Genomic DNA, 23729 nt, shown 5'->3' on the forward strand with positions numbered 1-23729 from the left:
GAAATTGTGTGTAAATGTGAGTTTTCGGACTTGCGCTATTTTATTGTGCGTTCACTCTCATATTCCCGTTATCCGATGGCAAAGGCAAGAGCGCCTGCAGCCACAGCTGCCAGCATCGGTGCGACAATCGGGACCCATGCATATGCCCAGTTCGCATCGCCCTTGCCCTTAATCGGGAGCACGAAAGCGTAGGCCAAACGGGGGCCGAGGTCACGAACAGGGTTGATAGCGTATCCAGTCGGGGAACCAAGGGAAAGACCAATCGACACAATGATGAACGAGACACCGAAGTAGGTCAGCGGGCCAAGCTCGCCGCCGGCTGGGCCGAACAGGATGAATGCGAGCAGAACGAAGGTCGCAATGAACTCGGTGACGGCATTCCAGAAGTTATTTGGATGAATCGGTACGGTGAAGAAGTTGCCGCCGGTCTCGGCATTTGCATTGGTCGGATTGCCGTTGTCGTCAACGCCATTGGCATCGAACAGCTGCTTAAACGCGGCCCATGCCAGGATTGCACCTACGAATGCGCCCAACAGCTGACCTGCGGCATAGTAGGGGACAAGGCTCCAAGCCAGGCTGCCTTTGACTGCCAGGGCAACGGTTACCGCTGGGTTCAAGTGCCCGCCGGATACGTCGGCAATAGATGCGCCAGCGAAAACGGCCATACCCCAACCGAAGGCAATGCCCATCCAACCAGCATTTGCTGCGCGGGTAGTCCGGAGGTTGATAGAGGCGCAGACTCCGTTACCGAGCAGAATCAGAATGGCGGTTCCGAAAAACTCCCAGAGGAATGCCTGGGATCCTGTGATTGTCTCCATGAGATGTAGAAACTCTCTGTGAGTCGTGACCGGGCAAGGTCACGATGAATCTTGCAACGTAGAATTCTTTAGGTATAAGAAATGCCGGCGAGAAACTATTTTTCGCCGGCACTTTTATTTCGACCCCATCAGCCCTTTGAAGTGCGAAGCCGTTTTCCCGAGAAGGAAGCTATTTCGTTGTGGCTACAGCGCTGGTGGCCATTCAAGAGCTAACTCGTATGGCTACCTAGGGGAGGGTGGGAAATGAACTAGCGGTCGAGGCTGACGTCGACGTCCGCGCGAGTTTCCACTGCATGAGCAGCAATCTCGTTAGCGGCCTTGTCAGTCAGCTCACGTTCAGCTGCCAGGGTTGCTTCGACACGCTCGATGAAGACCTTGATCTCCTTCTCCATCGTATCCTTGTCCCAACCCAGAGCTGGGGCAACCAGTTCAGCGGTGGCCCGAGCGCTGTCGACACCGCGGTGTGCGTACTCCATGGAGACGCGCAGGCGGCGCTCCAGGATGTCGTCGAGGTGCTTTGCGCCTTCGTGGGTCACTGCATAGAGAACCTCAGCGCGCATGTACTGCTCAGCGGCCTCCAGCGGCTCGAGCAGGGACTTGTCCTCGGCTGCCGGAGCCAGAACCTCGTAGATGAGGGAGCCGTAGCGGTTGAGCAGGTGCTCGACCTGCTTTTCGGTGATACCGAACTGCTTGGCCAGCTCTGCCTTCTGGTTGTTCAGTGCGTGGTAACCATCAGCACCGAGTAGCGGGACATCAGCGGTGACGGACTCCGGTACCTTACGTGGGACATCCTGGACTGCAGCGTCAATGGTATCGGCACCGATGACGCGGTAGGTGGTGTACTTACCGCCTGCGACGGAGACCATGCCCGGAGCAACGTGGGCAACAGCGTGGTTGCGGGAGAGGTTGGTGGTGGAGTCAGAGTCGCCTTCCACCAGTGGGCGCAGACCCGAGTAGACACCGACGATGTCGTCGTAAGTAATCGGGCGGCGAACCTTGGCGTTGACGTGATCGAGGATGTAGTCGATGTCAGCGCGGGTAGCTGCCGGGTTTGCCAGGTTCATGGTCCAGTCGGTGTCGGTGGTACCGATAATCCAGTACTCACCCCACGGAATCACGAACAGGACGGACTTCTCAGTCACGAAGGTCATTGCCACCGAGCCCTCAAGAGCGGACTTCGGAATAACAATGTGGACACCCTTGGAGGTGTGGACGCGGAACTTGCCGGTGACGCCAGCCAGCTTCTCAATCTCATCGGACCAAATGCCGGTGGCGTTGACGAAAACGCTGCCGCGGATAGTGGTGGTCGCGCCAGTGTCGGTGTCAAGGAGCTTCGCGCCGACGATGCGCTCGCCTTCCTTCACGAAGTCGACAACCTGGGTGGAGGTGCGGACGTCAGCGCCGAAGTGAGCAGCGGTGCGCAGGACAGTCATGGTGTGACGGGCATCGTCAACCAGAGTGTCGTAGTAGCGAACGCCGCCGACCACGGCATCTTCCTTCAGACCCGGAGCCTGCTTCAAGGTTCCCTTGCGGGAGTAGTGCTTCTGCATCGGAACCTGCTTGGCACCACCCATGACGTCGTAAAGGAAGAAGCCCGATGCCATGAACGGACGCTCCCATACGCGGTGAGTCAGAGGGAAGACGAAGCGCAGTGGCTTAACCAGGTGCGGTGCCAGATGCGACATGGACAGTTCGCGCTCGCGCAGGGATTCAGCTACCAGGCGGAAGTCCAACATCTGCAGGTAGCGCAGACCGCCGTGGAACATCTTTGAGGAGCGGCTAGAGGTACCGCCTGCGAAGTCACGAGTTTCAATGACCGCAGTCTTCAAACCACGGGTTGCGGCATCGAGCGCAGCGCCAGCGCCTACAGAACCGCCGCCGATAATGACGACGTCGTATTGCTCGGTACCGAATTTCTCCCAAGTCTTTTCATGCTGTTCCTTGTTCAGAACTGCAGATGGGGCGAGAGATGAAGAGGACGACATTTTCCAATCCTTCCCGGTGGGGGGCGTTGATTTTTCGTCGAAGAGAATTTCTCGGCTCACGGCTCAGGTTACCAAAACTCGGCTTACTTGTAAGCGCCAACCTACGGTTACGTAGATATAAATAATGGGGCAAAAAGTCACGAAAATCGCGCCAGTAATGTTGTTCGATTTTCCGCAGGTAGATGGCTATGTTAATAGAGATTTACTACTTTTAGACTGAAAGTCAGTTGGCAATAGAATCCCCCATAATGGGGGCGCCAAAGAGGGCTGATGGGTGGGCAATGGGTGCACGGCGGGCGTGTGGCGTATTTGAGGGGCGATGACTGGAGCTGCGCTCGGATTTACACATGAATATGAGCCTGTAACGACATTTATCCGCGAGTCTCAGATACCAGTGCATATTGCCCCGCTAAGGGGTGCGAAAGATTGTAGAGTAAAAGCCATGTTCAAGGATCCTGTGTACTTAACGATTATCGGATTGGCGCGCACCGTCTTCTTTGCCCAAGGTTTGAAGTTCACCGTTAAGGGCTGGGAAAACGTGCCAAAAGACTCTGGCGCCGTTCTCGTTACTAACCACACCGGATACATGGACTTCACCTATGTCGGTATTCCATTCCGCAAGCACCGCCGTTTTGTCCGTTTTATGGCGAAGAAAGAAGTTTTCGACCACTCGGTCGCAGGACCAATCATGCGTGCTTGTAGGCACATTCCGGTCGACCGCACTGACGGCTCCAAGTCCTTCGAAGAGGCCTGCCAGAAGCTGGAAAACGACGAGTTGGTAGGCATCTTTCCGGAGTCGACGATCTCGCGCAGTTTTGAAGTCAAGAATCTGAAGTCCGGTGCGGTGCGTATGGCGCAGCGCACCGGCAAGCCCATCATCCCAGTGCTGATTGTGGGATCCCAGCGCGTGTGGACGAAGGGGCACCCTAAGCATCTCGGTCGCAGCAATACTCCGATTCATATTACGGTTTTGCCACCGTGGACCCCAGAGGGCGATCCGGCGGAAGCCACTGAAAAGCTACACGAAATCATGGATCAGGGCGTCCGTCAGCTCTGGGACGAGTACGCCGCTGAAGAGGGGCCCCTGCCGAAGGGCGCCTACTGGGTACCGGCTCGCCTTGGCGGTGGTGCACCGACTTTCGAAGAGGCCCAGGCAGAGGACCTGAAAGTCGAAGAAGAGCGTCAGCGTATCCGTCATTTGCGCGGTGACCTGGCCGCATTCAAGGAAAAGCTAGCCGAGTCGGCACGTGAATTCGGCGATAGCGCTCGTGAGTTCGGCGATCAGACCAGGCAACAGTTCCTCGATGCGTCGCAAACGATGAGCGCGGAGTCTGCTCGCCGAAGGGAACAGACGACCGCCTTGTTGGCGCAGTTCCGTCAGTCTGTGGAACAGATGGCTGATGATGTCGTCGCCGGTGCCAAGGAGAGCAAGGAGTCCGTGCGTACTGCCACGGATTCGATGCGCGTGACGTTCCGCGAAGCGTACGTGCAGCTAGAGAAGGCCTCCGCCTCCGGTGTCGAGCAGACGCAGCAGACCGTTTACCGTCTTATCGGCCAGTCGATGATGATCCGCGACAAGCTTCCGCAGCGCTTGAACAGGCTCATCACCGCTCAGCCGGAAACGTTTATCTTCGATTACCCCGCATCGCTTGCCGACGATGCGGGCAACATCAGCGAAGAAACTATCAAGGCCTTGCAGCAGCTCGGTAATGACGGAGCCACAATCGTTGTCCTGCACGAATCGGGAGAAAAGCCGAATCTATCGGCCTTGGAGTCGGTTGACCTGCAGGTTGTGGAGCTTCCGGAGGGCGCGAGCAAGCTGGAAGTCACAAATACGGTGGTAAGCACACTGCGCAAGCAGGCTCGCAAGGAAGAAACCGCGATTCTTTTTGCCGGTCGCTCGAACTTTGAGGAAGCCACACAGCGTGTCGGCATGCCGGTAGTTATGGCCGATGCGGACTGGCCCTTGCTGAAGAACGCGGACTGGGTAATCGACACTGTCGAGCATGGGGGAGTAGCCGCAACGTTGCAGTTGTTGCACGACCGGTTCTGCGATGACGGTGAAGATGACAGCAGTGAGGACGGCAAGTAGTTCGAAGTGACCGAGAGACTACATCCACTACTCGTAGCTTCGGATATTGACGGGACGTTCATTGACTCGCGGGAGCGGGTAACTCCCCGCCTGCGGCAGGCCGTCACGCGAATGCTACGCCGCGGAACACCGTTGGTGCTGGCCACGGGAAGGCCGGCTCGGTGGTTGCAACCAGTGCTTGAGCAGCTGCCGGTGCAGCCGTTGTGCGTGTGCGCCAATGGCGCCGTCATTTACGACTCCGGCCGTGACGAAGTGGTTGCCGCCAACACATTGAAGCCGGAGACGCTGCGATACGTCGTCAAGCATGCGCGCGAAGCGACGCGATCCATCGGTGGAATCGGCATTGCGGCAGAGCGCGCTGGGACATCGGCGAATGACGCCATCGATGAGCTTTTTGTGGTGGCGCCGTCCTATGACCATGCGTGGGAATCGGATGAGCATGGTGAGCTTGCTGAAGAGGCCGTGTTGTCAGAACCCGCGACGAAACTCTTGCTGCGAAACTCAGATGTGAACAGTGCCCAGCTATATGAGCTGGTAGCCCCTGCAATTGACGCGAGCTTGGCGCACGTGACCTACTCCATGCCAGACGGGCTATTGGAGGTGTCCGCGCCGGGCGTGACTAAGCGCGCCGGGCTGGAATACGTGTCTGAACTGGTTGGAGCGACCGCGAAAGATGTGGTCTGCTTCGGTGACATGCCGAACGATATCGAGATGCTGTCGTGGGCGGGCACGGGTGTGGCCATGGGCAATGCGGCTGACACTGTCAAGGAGATTGCAGACGAAATCACCGCCACCAATGATGATGACGGTGTTGCTCGTGTGCTGGAGCGCTGGTTCTAGCTAACCTCGCGGTTTTCCCGCGCCAGGTAGCCCACCAGCGCTCGACAGCGGCTGCTTCGGGTTTACTGCAGCGTTTACTTCAGCTCGGTCTTGACTTCGCCGGTGGTGCGGTCGAAGGTGATTGAACCGTTCTGGAACTCAGCGCGCTCGATGTTTCCATCGACCACCTGGGTCTTCGTCGGAGCGCCCAGCTTGCCGACCTCGAAGCCCTGGCGGGCCCACTCATCAGCAATCTTGCCCCAGATAGCGTGAGCGCCGGTGGTGTCGGAGTCGGTGATTACGCCGTTGGAAAACTTCACGTAGCGCAGGGCATCGGCCTGGCCAGCATTGTTCGCCACGGTAGAACCGCTCTGGATACCGGACATCGCGTAGCCGAGAACCGAGCCCATTTCCTCGGAAACTTGGCGCCATTCGGCAGCCAGGTCGTTCTGCTCATTGATAGTGATGATCTGGTCAATCAGAACCGGCAGGTCAGCAATCGACGGTCCGTTTTCAATCGAGCGTCCAACCGCACCCAGAATGGCATCGGCGGTCTGCCCCAGACCCGGTGCGCCGAGCATGCCCAGCGCCGAGGCCAGCATCGAACGTGCACCCGAGACTGTCTCCAGAGCCTGTGCCTTCTGCTGCTCGTCGGATGCGCTCGGCGAGGAGGAGTTGCTCTGCTCGCTTGCCGACGGTGCGGAGGAGTCAGCCGTAGCAGTGTCACTGGTGTTCGTGGCGTCGGTTGGCTCCGAGGTATTCGAAGTGCCCGAGGTGGTCGAGTCGGAGCTCGACGTTGTCGACGAAGTGGTGCTCGATGCGCTCGAGGACTTCTCGGAGGACGAGGTCGTGGACGTGCCCGTGGATGCCGAGGTGGTCGAAGTGGTCGAGCTCGACTCGGTTGACTCGGTCGATTCGGTCGACTGCGAATCTGCGTCTTCGGCGGTCTTATCGCCCTTTTCATCCTGCGGAACGAGGAGGTCAATCAAGCCGTCGGGGCCCTCATTGTCAATCTTTCCGCTGGTCAGACTGTTGTACTTCTTTTCGGCAATCGAGCGGATCTTGCCCATCTGGGCGTAGCCAGCATCACCTGGGCAGGTGGTGTTACCAACATCGCGGTGCGCGAAGATGGTCGGCAGAGTGACCTGCTTGCCGTATCCATACTTGGAGTAGCTGGTGCCACCCGAAGTCATCTGGATCTGGCCGGTCGGCTTGACGCCGGCGACCTTCAGACGCCAACCAATCATGTTGCCCACCGAGTTCAGTGCAGCCTCACTGGGAGCAACCGAAGTGTAGTTACCCATCATGGAGATGCCGAAAGTACCGGTGTTGAAGCCACCTGCGTGAGCGCCCTGGACATTCTTATCCAGGCCACCGTAGCGGCCCTCGAAGATGTTGCCGTACTTGTCGACCAGGGCGTTGTATCCGATGTCGCACCAGCCCAGAGTCTGTGCGTGGTACTGGTAAATGCCGCGGACGATACCAGCGGACTGGCTCTCGGTGTAGTTGTTTGAACCAGCGGTGTGGTGCACGGTGGCACCGACCAGCTTGTTGTCGTAGTCCGCGCCCTTACAGCGGTTATTTTCGTTGGCGCCCCAGCCGGCACGGGTAATGACCTTCGGCATGCCCGTGACATTCTTGGCATCCACAATTGGGTCGATACCGGATGCAGCAGCCTGGCCGTCAATAAGCACTGCGTCGACCTGGTCGATTGGCAGTTCATCGGCGACCGGCTCGATGTCCGTCCACTTCACTGGGAGATTCGGCGAGTCCAGATCTGCAGCGTCGTTAGCGCTCGGAGCAGTCGGGTCATCGAGTGCGTCCCCAGGAGCTGCATCCGGAGTCTGCTGGTAGTCGGAAGCGGCATCGTCAACGGCCTTGGCGACATCCTTGGCTGCATCCGTAGCGGATTCCTTTGCATCCTCCACGGCCTTCTTGGCGCCCTCAGCATTAATCTCGTCGAGGTTGAGCTTGGACAAATCCAACTTCTCAGCGCCCTTGATGTCCTTCAGGTCCACGCCGGACCCCGGACCGAAGATGTTAAGTCCGTGGGTGGAAACCTGAACACGCTTGGTTGGCTCGATGTAGATGAGCTCCGTTCCGTTCAGGCCGTTGCCATTGCCTTCAGCGGGGTAGTCCGGGTCAACGCTGTACCAGTCGGACCAGGAGCCGTCGGCGCGCTCGGCGCGGACGAAGCTGGCGATATCAGGGTCACCGGCCCACGTCAGCGCAAACTGGGAAAACTCAGTATCGGAGGTAATTTCCTTGACGACACCACGGTTGGGATGAGCCTCGTCGGCAAGCGACTGCGTTGCGATTGCTGCGTCTTCGACGAGAACGGAGACGCTGTCTGCAAGCGACTTGCTCTGGACAATCGGGTCGATGGGGCTGGCACCGTTTTCCTCGATGAGGTCATAAGCGGCACCTGCGCCGACAACGGCAACGGGTGTCAGGGCAAGGGTCGCCACGGCAGCGAGTACCAAGGATTGCTTGGCACCTGCGCGGCGATTGATGCGGCGGCGACTAAACACGGTAATAACTCCTGGGTGATTACGAAGATCTGGTGCTACACCACAAATGTGATGTGGTTATGCCTGGATTGGATAAGCGGGGGACTTAGTTCTGAGGTGCGAACCAGGCCTGCGTAGCTTCGGCAGGGTTGGTTGGCAGGGATTCAGTTAGAAACTCACCAACAACCTCGCCTGGCGTGGGCGTTTCCACGTTTCCGAGGGAACCGCCGTTGTCGCCCGACTCGCCGGCGCCCGGAATCGGCGGAATGCTGGCGGCCTCTCCGTCCTGGTTGTTCGGACCCGTCGAGCGGCCGGCGATACCCGCTCCACCGGCACCATCAAACTTGGCTTTGGCTGCAGCGCGGATGGCATCCATCTGCTGATAGCCGAAGGTGCCCGGGCATGAGGTGTAGCCGGTGTCGCGGTGGCCGAAGATGGCTGGGAGGTTCACGGTCTGGCCGGAGCTGTAGCGTGCCTTCGAGTAGCCGGCGCTGGTCAGTGCGGCGGTGGACATCGGATCGACGCCACCGACCTTCATGCGCCAGCCGACCATCTCGCCGAGTGCAGTGACGGCCGCATCCGGAATCTCCAGCTGGTCGTGATTGCCCATCACCGAAATACCGAAGGTGCCGTTGTTGAAGCCACCTGCGTGCGCGCCCTCGATGTTCTTGTCCAGGCCACCGTAGCGGCCCTCGTAGATGTTGCCGTACTTATCGACCAACGCGTTGTAGCCAACATCGCCCCAGCCCAGCGTCTTTGCGTGGTAGGCGTAAATGCCGCGGACAATGGCTGGTCCCTGCGACTCTGAGTAGTTATTGGAACCCGCGGTGTGGTGGATGCACGTGCCCTTGAAGGTGCTGTAGGAGCTCGAACCGCTGCGGATGGACTCATCTGCACCCCACGCTGCACGGCTGATTACATTTGGCGCGCCAGCAATCGACGACTCGTACGCAACTGGCTGAATAACCTCGCCGACCTGCTCTACGCCGTCGATGAAAACTGCCTGGACAGCGTTGAGGGACAGCGCGGCCGTAGCACTGACGAGTTCCTGCAGGCCACCGCCGATAGTGGCTGGGTCAAGGTTGTCGATACCAATGATGTTGCGTGGATCTAGGCCCTCGAGGAGGTTCAGTCCGACGGTCGACACCTGCACGCGCCTGGTGGGCTCAACGAACAGCAGCTCGGTGCCGGACTGTCCGGAGTTATTCATCGGGCCGTGAGAATCAGCGTGGAACCACGGGCCAAAGCTGCCATCTTCGCGTTCGGCGCGAACGTAGAGCTGCAGGTTGTCATCGCCCGGCCAGGTCAGGGCGAACTGGGAGAACGGTTCGTCGCGGGTGATGTCCTTCACGAATCCGCGAAGCGGGTGCAGGGCATCGGTAATGGCATGCGTGCCGACGGCTGCGTCGTCAATCATCATCGTGACAGCGTCAACCAGCGGCGATGTCGAGATCTTGGCCGCGATGGGGCTTACGCCTGGGCTTTCAACCAGGGTAGGGGCCTGGCGAATACCCCATGTTGCTAGTGGAGCTGCGGCAGTAGTAGCTGCCAGTCCATAGAGGAAGGTGCGGCGGCCCATCGACGGGGCATTGATGCGACGGCGAGTTGGCACGGTAAAAGCTCCAAAAAAATGGGGTACAGGGTTGTCGACCCGAGGCCTACCCCGGGGTCGAAGGGAAGGAAAGTTGCAAAGCAACAGAAAATTCTGAGGAGGATGTTACCAGTGTGACTAAAAAAATCTAGTGAGGCATCTGTGTTCCCCCGTTAATTTTGGGAAAATTATCAAATAATGTGACCAAACGAACGTTGGGTTGGGCTCACGTGGACGTCGTAAAGCCCGCGTGTACACCCGCAAATCGGGCGGAAATGCAATAGGTTTTAAGGCGTGAGTAGCGAAAAGAACACCACCGCCAATGAATTTGCTCCGAAGTCCCTACAGGACATCAAGGACAACACCTACGACCTCATCGTGGTCGGCTCGGGTTTCTTCGGTTTGACCGTTGCTGAGCGGACCGCCAATGAGCTGGGTAAGCGCGTGCTCGTCGTCGAGCGCCGCAACCACATTGGCGGCAATGCCTACTCGGAAGCAGAGCCGGAAACCGGCATTGAGGTGCACAAGTACGGTGCGCACCTGTTCCATACCTCTAATAAGAGGGTGTGGGACTACGTCAACCAGTTCACCGACTTCACCGACTACCAGCACCGCGTGTTCGCTATGTACAAGGGCACCGCGTACCAGTTCCCGATGGGGCTGGGGCTGATCAACCAGTTCTTCGGCAAGTACTACAGCCCGGACGAGGCTCGCCAGCTGATTAAGGACCAGACCGATGGCCTGGATCCGCGCGACGCGAAGAACCTTGAGGAAAAGGCCATCTCCCTCATCGGCCGCCCGCTCTACGAAGCCTTTGTCAAGCACTACACCGCCAAGCAGTGGCAGACGGATCCGAAGAACCTGCCGGCCGGAAACATCACCCGCCTGCCTGTTCGCTACACCTTTAATAACCGCTACTTCAACGACACCTACGAAGGCCTGCCTGTCGACGGCTACACCGCCTGGCTGGAAAACATGGTGACCTCCGACAAGATTGACGTCGTTGTCGATGCCGACTGGTTCGAGGTGCGCGACGAACTGCGCGCTGCCTCCCCGGACGCCCCGGTTGTCTACACCGGCCCGCTGGACCGCTACTTCGATTACGCAGAAGGCAAGCTGGGTTGGCGCACGCTGGACTTCGAGATGGAGGTTGTCAACACCGGCGACTTCCAGGGCACCCCAGTGATGAACTACAACGACGCGGACGTGCCGTATACCCGTATCCACGAGTTCCGCCACTTCCACCCGGAGCGCGATTACGTCAAGGACAAGACGGTAATTGTTAAGGAATACTCCCGCTTCGCCGACGATGGCGACGAGGTGTATTACCCAATCAACACTCCGGAAGACCGCGAGATGCTCGAGGCCTACCGCAAGCTCGCTGCAGCAGAAGCGCAGGAGAACAAGGTCCTCTTCGGCGGCCGCCTGGGCACCTACCAGTACCTGGACATGCACATGGCCATCGGCTCTGCACTGTCGATGTTCGACAACAAGATTGCACCGTTCTTCAACGACGGCGAAGCAATCGAGCAGGAGCGCGGGCACTAGTTTGCCGCTTGCGGCTCCTGCGCTAGTATTGCGCGAGTGTCGCGTGAGAAAAGCCAAACCGAAGTTCCCCAGCAGGGGCCATTGCTGCAGCGTGTGAACAAGTTTCTCACCCTGCCAGTGGCTCCCGTAATTCTGGTTCTCATCGGCTCTCTTGGCACCCAGGCCGCAGCCGTGCTGGTCACTGGTATGCTTTCCACGGTCGGCGCGCCGGGCATATCGGGCTTGCGCATGACTGCCGCCGCCATCATCATGGTGGTTCTGTTCCGGCCAAAGTTATCCGAGATGACCCGCGCTCGCGCCATCAACATCGTGGTCTACGGCATCGCTATGGGCATGATGAGCATGATGATTTACGCCGCTATCGCCCGCCTCCCGCAGGGCGTTGCCGTCACCATCGACTTCCTCGGTCCCTGCGTCGTGTCTTTCCTGGGACTGAAAATGTGGCGATCCCGCCTGTGGGCCATCGTCGCTTTCATCGGCGTCGCCCTAATCGCCCAGCCCTCCAATGACCTGGACCTTATCGGCATTGGTTACGCCGCAATCGGCGCGATCTTCTTCGGCGCCTACACGCTCTTCTCCGCCCGAATGGGCAGCACCGAGGGCGGCGGCATGCCTGACCTGGCGCTGTCAGTGGTCGTCGCAGCAATCGTGCTCGCGCCGTTTTCCGTATCCGCCGCACCGCTTGTCGACGGTTCGATGTGGGCCACCATCGTTATTTCTGGGTTCATTGGCGCTGTTATTCCCTACGTGATGGACACCATCGCTGCGGGGATTGTCTCAGCGGCGGTCGTCGGCACGCTCTTTGCACTGGATCCGGTTATCGGTGCAATCCTGGGTTGGGCGTTTTCCGGTGACCGAGTGACCTGGTCTATGGCGCTGGGCATCGTGCTGATTGCGGCGGCTGGCGCGATTATTACCTGGCGCGGGGCGCGGGAGTCGCGTGAGCTTGCGCAGTAGAAACGCGAGTACCGGAACCCGCCCAAAAGGAGTAGTTTCGACGTGTTCTGCTGGAAAACAACAGTGAATGCGGGTAGATTTGTCGAAGATTTATTGTTTTTTAAGGTAATTCCCTGAAGAGGAAACACGCCTGATAGCTCCCACTGGTCGTGGGGAGTCGCACATTGTGAGGAGAATGCACACGTGAAAATCACCTCTACTTTCCGTGGTTGGCGCCGAAAGGTTGCAGCAGTTGCGTCCGCAGTAGCTGTGGCTGCGTCTGCATTGACCATGGCGCCGGCCGCGAGCGCGGCGGGCGACCGAGGTTCGCTGCGCCCGGGTTGTGAATGGGATTCGTACCAGTACTTCACCCAGAAGTGCCAGGTTTATTCGCCGGCCATGGATCGTGATATTCCGGTCCAGATTGTGGCCTCTGCCAATGGCGGTAACAAGGCTCTCTACCTGCTAGATGGCCTGCGTAGCCCGGCTGATGCCTCAGACTGGGTGGAGTACGGTAACGCTCCACGTACTTTTGAGGGATCCAACGTCAACCTTGTTATCCCCGGTGGCGGTGGCGGTAGCTTCTACACTGACTGGAAGCGTCCGTCAGTTAGCCTGCACGGTCCGTTCGTAAACATGTGGGAGACCTTCCTAACCCAGGAATTGCCTGTATACCTTGAGCGCGAGTTCGGCATTTCCCGTACTGGCAACTCCATTGCAGGTCTGTCCATGGGCGCATCTGCGGCGCTGTCGCTGGCATACAACCACCGAGACCAGTTCGGTCAGGCTCTTGCCTTCTCCGGTTACCTGCACACCACTGCGCCGGGTATGACCACTGCAATTGAGGCTGCTCAGTTGTCGGCTGGCTACAGCTCCTTCGACATGTGGGGTGCGCCTATGTCAGCGGAGCGTGTCCGCAACGATCCGTACCTGAACGTCGAGAAGATGAAGGGGCTGGATCTGGTTATTACCTCGGCAAATGGTGTTCCGGATGAGGTTCGTGACCCGAAGAACCTCTACCGTGTTGTTCCGAAGGCCGGTGGCGTTGCGCTGGAGTCGCTGTCCCGCTTGTCAACCCGCGAGTTTGAGTTGCGTGCTCGTACCTCCGGTTTGGATGCCACCTTTGAATACGAGCCGACCGGTATCCACGATTGGCCGACCTGGGATCGCAACCTCCAGAACTCCAAGGCCCGCATCGAAGGTTTCCTCGGAGCTTAAAACTAGAACCTGAACGAAAAGTCCCTATGCACAGCAGATAGTCCGCAGCGCGTAGGGGCTTTCACATTCTGGCCTGTCGCTAGCGTGGCAACAAGAGGCAATCCGCCACGGGCACTAGGATGCTATGAGATAGAAACGTCGGTAACTTATCGGCGGCTACACCCCCCCCGGTAGACCTTTCGGAAAGTGGTTGATACGTCTCATGGCATCACAGCCTGAACAAAAGCGGACACATACCCCGACAACGTCGTCAAGCCTTGCCGTTGAACGCCTGCAGCGGATTCTGCTGCCAAAATTGGGTGAGCCGCGTGATGTCCGCTCGCTCTACTTGGTTGAGCCGGAGACTAATGCCGGTCGTGTGCAAGCGCATTCGCGCACGTCAGCCACCATTCCGGCGGGTGATGAAGTTAGTTTTGAAACCTATTTCAATGCGTTTCCGGCCAGCTACTGGCGCCGGTGGACGAATCTGGACAATGTTGTCCTGCGCCTGGAGCTGTCCGGTACCGCGCGCGTGGACATCTACCGTTCGAAGATTGACGGTGCGCGTATCGCCGTGACCGGCGAAATTGTCGGTGACCTGGGCGCTGCTGCTGAAGGCGCAGAAGCCAAGGTGGACGGCAAGGATGTGCATGTTTGCGAAATCCCAGTACCGCTGACGCAATTTGAAGACGGCGGCTGGATTTGGTTCGACCTCACCTGTGAGACGGACGTGGTAATCCACTCCGCAGGTTGGTACTCCGATATCGAGGCGCCGAGCCAGACGTACCCGGACGGCACGGAGCACCCGGCGCCGGAGGGACGCGTCACTATCGGTATCCCGACGTTCAATCGCCCGACCGATGCAGTTGCTGCTCTCGAGGCGCTGTCCTCGGATCCGGAAGTCGATGCCATCATCGATGCTGTTTTGATGCCTGACCAGGGCACTAAGCACCCGGCGGACGAGCCGGGCTTCGATACTGTAGCCGAGCACTTCGGTGACCGCCTGCGTATCTTCCCGCAGGGAAATCTCGGTGGTTCTGGCGGGTACTCCCGCATTATGTACGAGGCCCTGGGTGGTCCGGATTCGGATTCGAAGCGTGCTACCGACAGCCCGTTCATTCTGTACATGGATGACGACATCGCCATCGAGCCGGATTCCATCCTGCGCGCGGTCGCTGTCGGCCGGTTCGCGAAATCCCCGATGCTCGTTGGTGGTCAGATGCTGAATCTGCAGGAGCGCAGCCACTTGCACTCGATGGGTGAAGTCATCGGTCGGCATGACTTCATGTGGACCTCGGCTCCGCACGTCCACTATGACCACGACTTTTATGCTCACCCACTGCGTGATCGCGGGGAGCACGGCACTAACGCCACCGGTGAAGTCGTCGATTCGAAGGATCTTCACCGCCGCATCGATGTTGAGTTCAACGGCTGGTGGATGTGCCTGATTCCGCGCGTCGCTGCTGAGACGATTGGTCAGCCGCTGCCACTGTTTATTAAGTGGGACGATGCCGAATACGGTTTGCGCGCAGGCAAGGCAGGCTTTCCGACGGCCACGTGGCCGGGCGTTGCAATTTGGCATATGGCCTGGTCGGACAAGGACGATGCGATTGATTGGCAGGCGTACTTCCACCTGCGCAACCGCTTGATTGTCGCGGCTCTTCAGCACGAGGGCGATGCTGCCGGCATCGTGCGTTCCATGCGCAAGGCCACGTTCAAGCACCTCCTGTGCCTGGAGTACTCCACTGTTGCCATCCAAAACGAAGCCATGAAGGACTTCCTGGCAGGCCCGGAGCATCTGTTCGACATTCTCGAATCTTCGCTGCCGCGCATCAATGCCCTGCGCAAGAGCTTCCCCGACGCGGTTGTGCTGCCGAGTGCAGGTGATCTGCCAAAGCCCTCCGGTATTCCGGGGGTTCCGACAAAGGATGTCGGTGGTCGTCTGGGCAAGCTGAAGAAGGTCGGTTGGCTGGCCAAGGGGCTGCTGCACAGCGTGCGCCCGGAAAACTCCGAGCACCACGATGTGCCGCAGGCGAACCTGGCGCCGCTGGAGGCTCGTTGGTTCTCCCTGTCTCGCTTGGACGGTGCCACCGTTACTACCGCTGACGGCCGTGGCGTGGTGTATCGCCAGCGTGACCGCGACAAGGCCAAGGCTCTGCTGGAAGAATCCTGGGAGCTGCAAAAGCAGGTTGAGGAGCGTTTTGAGCAAATGAAGGCACGCTACCGCGCAGCCTATGACCATCTGACCAGTAGGAAGGCCTGGGCGAATGTCTTCGAAAATTAAAGGCGATCCGTTCGGCGAGTCCGACGTTCTCGTTAATATTCAGCACACGCTTAACGACGTCCCGGGGGTGCTGCCCACCGCACGTGCCATGAGCTATTTCGGTGAGCACGCCCTTGGATGGATGGGGCTCGCTGCTCTCGGGGCGGCGGTGGATAAGGAGCGACGCATTGGCTGGGCAAAGGTCGGTGTGGCCGCCTTTACCTCGCATGCGGCATCGGTGGTGCTTAAGCGCATTGTCCGTCGCCCGCGTCCCCATGACCGTCGTATAGCAATCGGCGTTGGTACACCGAGCAAGCTGAGTTTCCCGTCCTCGCACGCGACGTCGACGACGGCGGCGCTGGTGGGGATTGCCAAGTTGGGTTACCCGGCAGCACCGGCCGTGGGGGTGCCGGCGATTATGCTCTCTCGCCTGGTGTTGGGAGTGCATTACCCGACGGATGTTGCTCTCGGAGCGGCGCTGGGTACAGCCACTGCTCTTGCGGTGGACAAGATAGGTGATAAGGTCATCGAGCCGAAAAACGCGCAGCATAACCAGGGTGGACAGCCCTCCATTGCGGAAAGGAATGCACAGTGACACAGGCGGAGAACGACAACTTGGCCAATGTGTCGGCCAACCAGCGGCAAGCTTCTCAATCAAGGATTGGGTCTGAGCCGCACACTTCCGGTATCGATGAGCCTGCGCACCCGCAGGGGCATCCGCCGAAGAATCTGCTGGACGGCATGATCAAGGCGCTTCGCCCGAAGCAGTGGGTGAAGAATGTCCTGGTCATTGCGGCTCCACTGGCAGCCGGCAACGAGATCATGGACTCGGGACGTTCGATCGGCACGCTGTCCGTCGACAGCCTGGTGGCGTTCGTGGCCTTCTGTTTGGCAGCATCGTCGATTTACCTGATTAATGATGCCCGCGATGTCGAGGCTGACCGTGCGCACCCAACCAAGCGCTTCCGCCCAATTGCCGCTGGCGTACTGCCGGTGAGCATGGCGTACATTATGGCGGTCGCACTGATTATTGGTTCGATTGCGGTGTCCTGGTTTGCCTCTGAGGGGCCGGGGCTAGCAATTGTTGTGGCTGTATACATTGCGCTGCAGCTCGGTTACTGCTTTGGTCTGAAGCATCAGCCGGTGATTGATATTGCGCTGGTGTCCTCGGGTTTCATGCTGCGTGCAATGGCCGGCGGTGTTGCTGCCAACATCAACCTGTCCCAGTGGTTCTTGCTGGTTGCCGCCTTTGGTTCGCTGTTCATGGCAGCCGGTAAGCGTTACGCTGAGCTGCTGTTGGCGGAGCGTACAGGTAAGAAGATTCGTAAGTCGTTGCAGGGTTACACCGCGACTTACCTGCGCTTTGTGTGGACCCTCGCTGCGACCGCCGTGGTACTGAGCTACGCGCTGTGGGGCTTCGAGATGGGCCGCGCACCGGGCACTTCGTCCACTTCGGCTATTTGGTACGAGATTTCGATGGTTCCATTCACTGTGGCCATCCTGCGCTTCGCAGCCGACGTTGACCGTGGTGATGCGGGAAGCCCGGATGAGATTGCGCTCAAGGACCGTCCGCTGCAGGCACTGGCCGTCCTGTGGCTGCTGTCCATTGCCATCGCTGTCTACGCTGTTCCAGCTCTGGGGTAGTTCCTTGTTCTTTTCCCATTAAGCGAACTGCGGTTTCTCGTCGGTTTCTCGTCGGTTTCTCGTCGGGTTCGGTTGGTAGCTGAAAGCCCATGCATCGAGGGGTGCATGGGCTTTTCTGTACCTCGTTAGTACTTAGGATGTGTTTGGGGTTCTTGTAGGCGTGTTTTAGATGTCTCAGTCAGTCCTACGGGGCGGTCGGGGGCAGAATTACAATTCTGTAATTCCTCGCTGGTAAACAGTGTTTCTCCTTGTGGTAGATAGTTTTGCCGGGAAATGTGAGAAATATTACGGAATGGTTACGATTTTAACTTGGTTGTAGGGAAACGATTGAGTATCGTTACATACTCGAGATTCTTTTGTGGAGTCTCCAGTTGTCGCGTCACAACTGGAAGCAGAAAAGCGAAAGCTCGCGCAAGCGACTGCCTCCGAGAAGTCTGGCGCGGAGGTAAATCCGAAAGTAAAGAGGAGAACGATGAGCTTTACTGCAGTGAGTCGTAACTTCACGGTGAAGGTCGTAGCTGCCCTCGTGGCGGTTGCAATGGTCTTTGGCGGCATCATGCTCGCATCCGCGAAGGATGCGAGTGCTGATCCAAACCGTGATCGACTGCGCCCAGGCTGTGAGTGGGATCCCTACAACTGGTGGGTTCAGTACTGCCAGGTTTTCTCGCCGGCTATGAACCGCAATATTCCGGTTCAGATTAAGGCGGCTACTGGTGGCGGCGATGCCTCCCTGTATATGCTCGACGGTCTGTGGGGCTTTAATAAGGGTGCGTCCGGTTGGATTTGGTCGGGTCATATTGCTCAGACTTTTGCCAATGACAACATCACTCTGGTTGCGCCGGCTGCTGGCGATGGCTCCTTCTATACTGACTGGAACGTTCCGGCAGTGACTTCCGAAGGGGTCAAGAACCAGAAGTGGGAAACCTTCCTGACTCAGGAACTGCCGGTTTATTTGCAGCGTGAGTTCGGCGTCAATCCAAACCGCAACGCGATTGCTGGTTTGTCTATGGGTGCAGCCGCAGCAGTGGCGCTGGCGGCTCGTCACCGTGACCAGTTCAAGCAGGTCACTTCGCTGTCCGGTTACTACCAGATGTCCAACCCGATAGTTGCTACGGGTACCACTGCAATGGTGGCCGGCACTGGTGTTGTGAATCCCACTGGTATGTGGGGTCTTCCGGTTCCGGCTTCGGCGGAACGCCAGGCCCATGACCCTTCGATGCTGCTCGATCAGCTCCAGGGGCTGCCGATGTATGTGTCCTCCGCCCAGGGTGTTCAGAGCCTGTGGAGTGACCCGGAGGTTTTGAGCCGTCCGGTGCCGCAGCTCCCTGACACTGTCTGGCGTGCCGTAATGGAGTCCGTCTCCCGTGCTTCGACGCAGCGATTCGAGCGGGACGCTCGCGCTGCCGGTCTCAATGCGCAGTTTGTCTACAGTCCGAACGGTATCCACTCGTGGGAGCTGTGGGGACGTGACGCGGCACTGGCTCGCCCATATATTCTCGGAGCACTTGGGGTTTAAGCTGTCTTGTGAGATTTCCTCACAGTGAGCCCCTCGGTAGGCGCCAGTTATGAGAAAAGACCAATCCCGTACTCGGGGTTGGTCTTTTTTTGTACGGCAGAAATTTCATGCTGCTATAACGTGAATTCAGTTCCTTTTGCGTGTGTCTCCACGGTTTTTACCCGTAAGAGGGTAAACATGAGAGTCGAACCTTAAAGTAAAGGGTGAAGCTATTCAGGTAGCTATACCGTTTGTTTCGCAGAACGTGTGTGAGATTCTTCTTGCAGCGGCACGCCGGAGGAGGGGAACCTTCGGATACGTTGCTGGTCACTATGTAATTCTGCGAAGCCGAACGGTAAACGCATAGCTCTAGCGCCGCGTGATGCTATCTGCAGGTGCCTAATCGGCGCCGGTGCAACACTCAATGTCTCAAATAATTTCAACCAGCGACTTTGTAAAGGGAAGCCCTCTTATGCGCGTAACCGCTAGATTCCTCCGTGGTGGCCTCGGCAACAGCCGGAAGTCATCGCGGGCGTTGACCGCACTTTTGGCACTACCGTTGACTCTCGCTCTCGGTGCCCCTGCTGCAGTGGCGGCTCCCGAGCCAGCTCAGCCAGGTCTGCCTAGCTACGAGGAACTTCAGGCCGTTCAGGGGCAGTTGGCTCAATCTGGAGACCTGGGAGACCTTGCTAAGGCCGCTGAAGCAGCGCAAGCTGCTGGTGCGCAGCTACCTGGCCTGGGTATGCCGAAGCCGATGCCAGGGCCGGAGCGTACGCCATTTAAAGTCGATACTCCCGCAGTGGCGAACCTGCCCAGCGGAGTCAGCGTAGACAAAGTCGAGTGGTACACAGATCACCACGTCATTGCGCACATTCGCTCGGCTGCCATGCCGGAGAAGCCAATTCAGGTTGAGATTTTGCTGCCGCGCGATTGGTACCGCGACAAGGAGCGCACATTCCCGAGCGTCTACCACCTTGACGGTATGGCATCGTTTGATGACTACTCCGGTTGGATCCGCGCTACTAATATCGAGCGCTTCTACGAGGACAAGAATGTCCTGGTGGTTATGCCCGCCGGCGGTACATCGTCCTTCTACTCTGACTGGGATCAGCCGGATAACGGTCAGAACTACAAGTGGGAGAGCTTCATTACTAAGGAGCTCGTGCCGGTTATCACCAACGGCTTCCGCGGCAACGATGAACGCGGCATTATCGGTATCTCCATGGGAGCTACCGGTGCTTACAACGTCGCAGCACACTCGCCGGAGCTGTGGAAGTTTGCCGGTAGCCTCTCAGGTTACCTAGACATGACTTCGCCGGGCATGCCGCAGGCAATCGCTCTGGCGATGAAGAACACCGGTGGCTATGACGCGACGAAGATGTGGGGCCCGCTCGGTTCGCAGCGTTGGAAGGACAATGATCCGAAGCTGAACATCGACAAGCTCAAGGGCATGTCGCTGTACATCTCGGCGGGTAACGGCAACACCGGTGAGTGGGACGTGCCGTCGCAGATTGATCCGACGAAGCCGGACAATCCGACCGGTTACGCATTGGAAGTGCTTTCCCGCATGACCAGTGAGACCTTCATCCGGAATGCTCGTGAAAAGGGCGTCGAGCCGGTTGTGAACTTCCGGAGCTCGGGTACTCACACCTGGCCGTACTGGCAATTCGAGGTCAGTCAGGCCTGGCCAACGCTGGCCGATGCACTCCAGTTGCCGGAGTCCGATCGTGGCGCGGTCTGCCGTGTAGGCGGCGAGATTGAAAAGGCCGTCGCATCGCTGCCGGGAATCGGCACCTGCCTGTCGGATGAGTATGGTGTCGCCAAGAATGGCGTGGCTCAGGACTTCACCGGCGGTACTGCCTACTGGCACCCGGATTCCGGGGCACATGTGGTCTGGGGGCGCATCGGTTCGCGTTACAACGAGCTCGGCGGTCCCTCCTCGCCGCTCGGCTACCCAGTGACCAACGAATTGGCTACGCCGGATGGCTCGGGACGGTTCGTCCACTTCGAAAAGGGCTCGATTTACTGGACTCCGGAAGGCGGAGCCCACGAAGTCACCGGCGACATTATGAACGCCTGGGGCAAGGCCGGCTTCGAGACCGGTCCGCTGGGCTACCCAGTCGCCAACCACCGCGATATTCCGGGCGGTGTCGCCCAGGACTTCCAGGGTGGCACCATCGTCAAGATCGGCGGCGAAGAACCTCGCATCGTGCGTGGTGAAATCGGCCGTGTCTACAAGGAGCTCGGTGGCGCCGAGTCCGATTTGGGTCTGCCTATCGACGGCGACGAGGTCAAGCTCGCTCGCGGCGCTTTCCAGCGCTTTGAGCACGGTGCCATTTACTGGACTCCGGAAACTGGTGCGCAGCCGGTGCGCTCCAACGACATCACTGACCACTGGGGCAGCACTGGCTACGAAAATGGCCCGTTCGGTTACCCGGTCGGCCCACTGCAGCCAGTCAAGGCCGGCGGTCTTGAACAGCAGTTCGAGGGTGGCTGGATTCGCCAGCTCAACGGCAAGATTGTTGAAGAGCGCAATAAGCCAGAAGCGCCAGCCCCAGCCGCCGACAACGGTGATGACAAGTAAGCTAACCAAAGCAGGGCACTGAATAAGGGATAGACAAATGTCCATGAACAAGTCCTTCCGGACACTGGCTACAACCACAGCTGTTGCGCTGCTGACCTTCGGAGTGGCCGCCTGTGGCAGTTCCACAGTGGAGTCTTCGGAGGTCACCTCGTCGACGACTACGAAGACCTCCACGACGTCGTCAAGCATGAAGACTTCTGCGCCGAAGTCGAGCGAAAAGTCTGCGCCGGAGATCACAGATCCCCAAGCTAAGCGCGTGGACGAAGCGCCCGATGGACAGATGAAGCTCAGCGAGGCGGACGATTCATACCTCGAAGCGCTGGAAAAAGCGGGAATCGATGTCGGTGGGGTGGAGGATCAGCTCATCGGCACAGGTCGCGCGGCATGCGCAGACGCACCGGAGGAGGAGCGTCAGGTCATCGCGCTGGCGATTGCCGGACAGCTGGTCGCACAGGGGCGCTCGCAGGAAAGCGCTGAAGAAGTGGCGAAGACTATTGCAAGCTCCGCTAAAAAGGCGTATTGCTAGCACTCATGCGTAAAGTGCTGACAATTCTGGCGGTCATTGTGCTGGTGGCCGCTATTAGCTTCGGCGTAGTGCAATGGCTTAACGACGACCAAGGCGGTCAAACCCCACCGACCCCCGGCGACGATGGTGGGATTCTGGCCGAACAGCCCGAGTGGTGCCCGGCGGTAGAAGTTATTGCGGTGCCCGGAACTGCGGAATCGCGTGCTGACGATGACCCAATGGCCCCGACCGCGAACCCACATTCGCTGCTGCTTGGCCTGACGAACTCGATTTCGCAGTCCTACTCGGAGGGTGATGTCAAGGTCTGGACTACGCCGTACCCGGCACAGATTAAGACGCATCAGCTGCCCGACCAACTCACTTACGATGATTCGCAGGCAGTCGGGCGCGATGTCACCGCTAAGGAAATGGCTGACTTACACGGGCAGTGCCCGCTGACAGACTTCGTCCTGATGGGCTTCTCCCAGGGTGCGGCTATTGCAGGTGATTTGGCCTCTGACATCGGCAATGGTCGCGGTGTCGTTCCGGCCGAGCGCATCGCGGGCGTGGCCCTGTTGGGCGACCCGCGGCGTGACCCCAATCAGGGCGTGAACCAAGGCGTTCCGCTGGCTGGTGTGGGTGTCGAGCTGTCATTGCAGCCGCTTGGCGGCATTGTGCAGGCTGTGGTTCCGGGCGCAACGATGCGCGGTCCACGAGACGGCTTTGGGCCTCTTAATGACAAGGTCCAGAATGTCTGCGTGCCATCGGATTCCTTCTGTGATGTTCCTCCGGCAGTGGCTGATGCGATTGCGCGAGCGCAGGAGATGATTGCCGGTGCGGGTGCGCATGCGACCTACGCCACGAATGATGTGGCAATTCCGGGGACGACTCCGCTGGCCTGGACTGAGGGCTGGACTCGCGAACTGATTGAACAATCGCTGGCGCGACGGTAGAGGTAGCTCAAAAATGTGCGAGACGCGCCCGACCTCGACGGGTACTTGCTGTTAGAATCTTGCTCAAGAACTGGTGTTTAACGTTTCAAAACAACAGGTTCGCTAAAGTGTCGAAAGAAATTGACAAAAATTGCAGGAAGCAGTCTGACAGAACCGGTTATTATCGCCCAAGGAACTGCTGTTCATGACCGGATAATCTAGTCGAAAAGGTAGGGTGCAATGACGAATCCGACAAACCCATATGGAGATTTCGACGAAGACGGTATGCCGAGGTCCCGGGGAAAGTTCGCTGACAGCTCGGGTGCTTACAGCTCCGGTATGCCGTACTCGGATCCGTACCCACAGCAGCAGCCGAACATGGGGCAGGGCTATGAGGACCCGAGCCAGCACAATTTCCACAACGGGTACTCGAACCCGTATCAGAGTGGTTACCCAAACCAGCAGGCGCCGGCGTATTCCGCTGGCTTCGGTGGCCCAAACCCGCACCAGGGCTACGGGGGCGCAGGTGCTCCTGTCTCGGATAAGTCCAAGATTGCAGCGGCTCTGCTTGCCTTCTTCCTGGGTACCCTCGGTGTTCACAACTTCTACCTGGGGCACAACTCGCGTGGCGCTATTCAACTAGCACTGACGGTATTCGGCTGGATTACGGCTATCCTTCTGGTCGGATTCTTCCTAATCATTGGCGTCAGCATTTGGGCATTTATCGAGTTCATTTTGATTCTCGTCGGTAGTGGCTCCTACGCCTATGACGCTAATGGGCGCCGCCTGCAATCGTAGGAGCCTCGTCCG

Annotated in this window: 17 protein-coding genes; 13 read left to right on the forward strand and 4 right to left on the reverse strand. The window is 58.6% G+C overall.

Annotation, left to right across the window (positions count from 1 at the left end; genetic code table 11):
• Positions 1-68 precede the first annotated feature (68 nt).
• Together I6J19_RS03410 and I6J19_RS03415 are read right to left on the reverse strand one after the other, a co-directional pair.
• Entirely contained in the window at positions 69-818 is a 750-nt protein-coding gene (locus I6J19_RS03410) for an MIP/aquaporin family protein (protein ID WP_187401111.1), read from the reverse strand.
• 248 nt (positions 819-1066) lie between these two features.
• Positions 1067-2803 (reverse strand): glycerol-3-phosphate dehydrogenase/oxidase, encoded by a 1737-nt coding sequence (locus I6J19_RS03415; protein ID WP_049181848.1) that lies wholly within the window; start codon positions 2801-2803, stop codon positions 1067-1069.
• Positions 2804-3245: 442 nt separating this feature from the next.
• Here I6J19_RS03415 and I6J19_RS03420 point away from each other — a divergent pair, with 442 nt between their 5' ends.
• Positions 3246-4895, forward strand: a complete 1650-nt coding sequence (locus I6J19_RS03420) for a 1-acyl-sn-glycerol-3-phosphate acyltransferase (RefSeq protein ID WP_038626967.1) — start codon at positions 3246-3248, stop codon at positions 4893-4895.
• A 6-nt stretch (positions 4896-4901) separates the two neighbouring features.
• A complete protein-coding gene (locus tag I6J19_RS03425; RefSeq protein ID WP_038626965.1) occupies positions 4902-5735 on the forward strand; it encodes a Cof-type HAD-IIB family hydrolase in 834 nt (277 codons plus the stop codon).
• Positions 5736-5809: 74 nt separating this feature from the next.
• On the opposite strand, the gene I6J19_RS03430 is transcribed toward I6J19_RS03425, so the two are convergent.
• Positions 5810-8245 (reverse strand): N-acetylmuramoyl-L-alanine amidase, encoded by a 2436-nt coding sequence (locus I6J19_RS03430; RefSeq protein WP_038626963.1) that lies wholly within the window; start codon positions 8243-8245, stop codon positions 5810-5812.
• An 85-nt stretch (positions 8246-8330) separates the two neighbouring features.
• Positions 8331-9836: an N-acetylmuramoyl-L-alanine amidase gene (locus I6J19_RS03435; RefSeq protein ID WP_038626961.1), complete on the reverse strand. Its 1506-nt coding sequence runs from the start codon at positions 9834-9836 to the stop codon at positions 8331-8333.
• Positions 9837-10166: 330 nt separating this feature from the next.
• On the opposite strand from I6J19_RS03435, the gene glf reads away from it, so the two are divergent.
• From glf to I6J19_RS03490, 11 genes are all read left to right on the forward strand, one after another.
• Positions 10167-11363 carry a UDP-galactopyranose mutase gene (gene glf / locus I6J19_RS03440; protein ID WP_038629234.1) on the forward strand — a complete coding sequence of 399 codons (1197 nt, stop codon included), beginning with the start codon at positions 10167-10169 and terminating at the stop codon, positions 11361-11363.
• Between the two features lie 36 nt (positions 11364-11399).
• Positions 11400-12320, forward strand: coding sequence for an EamA family transporter (locus I6J19_RS03445; protein ID WP_235191278.1), 921 nt, complete (start codon positions 11400-11402; stop codon positions 12318-12320).
• 183 nt (positions 12321-12503) lie between these two features.
• The gene (locus I6J19_RS03450) at positions 12504-13517 is read left to right on the forward strand and encodes an alpha/beta hydrolase (RefSeq protein WP_038626958.1); all 1014 of its coding nucleotides are present in this window, start codon (positions 12504-12506) and stop codon (positions 13515-13517) included.
• Between the two features lie 202 nt (positions 13518-13719).
• On the forward strand, positions 13720-15780 hold the full coding sequence (locus I6J19_RS03455) for a glycosyltransferase (protein ID WP_038626955.1): 2061 nt from the start codon (positions 13720-13722) through the stop codon (positions 15778-15780).
• Entirely contained in the window at positions 15764-16354 is a 591-nt protein-coding gene (locus tag I6J19_RS03460) for a phosphatase PAP2 family protein (RefSeq protein WP_038626952.1), read from the forward strand. The genes I6J19_RS03455 and I6J19_RS03460 overlap by 17 nt, the downstream gene beginning before the upstream one ends.
• 29 nt (positions 16355-16383) lie before the next feature.
• Positions 16384-17403 (forward strand): decaprenyl-phosphate phosphoribosyltransferase, encoded by a 1020-nt coding sequence (locus I6J19_RS03465; protein WP_038629229.1) that lies wholly within the window; start codon positions 16384-16386, stop codon positions 17401-17403.
• A gap of 472 nt (positions 17404-17875) precedes the next feature.
• The gene (locus I6J19_RS03470) at positions 17876-18919 is read left to right on the forward strand and encodes an alpha/beta hydrolase (RefSeq protein WP_038626950.1); all 1044 of its coding nucleotides are present in this window, start codon (positions 17876-17878) and stop codon (positions 18917-18919) included.
• Positions 18920-19370: 451 nt separating this feature from the next.
• Positions 19371-21482: an alpha/beta hydrolase-fold protein gene (locus I6J19_RS03475; protein WP_038626948.1), complete on the forward strand. Its 2112-nt coding sequence runs from the start codon at positions 19371-19373 to the stop codon at positions 21480-21482.
• Positions 21483-21525: 43 nt separating this feature from the next.
• Positions 21526-22008, forward strand: a complete 483-nt coding sequence (locus I6J19_RS03480; RefSeq protein ID WP_239122802.1) for a DUF732 domain-containing protein — start codon at positions 21526-21528, stop codon at positions 22006-22008.
• A gap of 5 nt (positions 22009-22013) precedes the next feature.
• Positions 22014-22940, forward strand: coding sequence for a cutinase family protein (locus I6J19_RS03485; protein ID WP_038626944.1), 927 nt, complete (start codon positions 22014-22016; stop codon positions 22938-22940).
• Positions 22941-23159: 219 nt separating this feature from the next.
• Positions 23160-23717 (forward strand): TM2 domain-containing protein, encoded by a 558-nt coding sequence (locus I6J19_RS03490; protein WP_038626941.1) that lies wholly within the window; start codon positions 23160-23162, stop codon positions 23715-23717.
• Positions 23718-23729 lie beyond the last annotated feature (12 nt).

It is taken from the genome of Corynebacterium amycolatum (assembly GCF_016889425.1).
Classification (GTDB): domain Bacteria; phylum Actinomycetota; class Actinomycetes; order Mycobacteriales; family Mycobacteriaceae; genus Corynebacterium; species Corynebacterium amycolatum.

Excerpts from the sequence above, each read along its gene's own strand:
- I6J19_RS03410 (WP_187401111.1), bottom strand. The coding sequence starts at position 818 with ATGGAGACAATCACAGGATCCCAGGCATTCCTCTGGGAGTTTTTCGGA.
- I6J19_RS03415 (WP_049181848.1), bottom strand. The coding sequence starts at position 2,803 with ATGTCGTCCTCTTCATCTCTCGCCCCATCTGCAGTTCTGAACAAGGAA.
- I6J19_RS03420 (WP_038626967.1), top strand. The coding sequence starts at position 3,246 with ATGTTCAAGGATCCTGTGTACTTAACGATTATCGGATTGGCGCGCACC.
- I6J19_RS03455 (WP_038626955.1), top strand. The coding sequence starts at position 13,720 with ATGGCATCACAGCCTGAACAAAAGCGGACACATACCCCGACAACGTCG.
- I6J19_RS03460 (WP_038626952.1), top strand. The coding sequence starts at position 15,764 with ATGTCTTCGAAAATTAAAGGCGATCCGTTCGGCGAGTCCGACGTTCTC.
- I6J19_RS03470 (WP_038626950.1), top strand. The coding sequence starts at position 17,876 with ATGAGCTTTACTGCAGTGAGTCGTAACTTCACGGTGAAGGTCGTAGCT.
- I6J19_RS03475 (WP_038626948.1), top strand. The coding sequence starts at position 19,371 with ATGCGCGTAACCGCTAGATTCCTCCGTGGTGGCCTCGGCAACAGCCGG.
- I6J19_RS03480 (WP_239122802.1), top strand. The coding sequence starts at position 21,526 with ATGAACAAGTCCTTCCGGACACTGGCTACAACCACAGCTGTTGCGCTG.
- I6J19_RS03485 (WP_038626944.1), top strand. The coding sequence starts at position 22,014 with ATGCGTAAAGTGCTGACAATTCTGGCGGTCATTGTGCTGGTGGCCGCT.
- I6J19_RS03490 (WP_038626941.1), top strand. The coding sequence starts at position 23,160 with ATGACGAATCCGACAAACCCATATGGAGATTTCGACGAAGACGGTATG.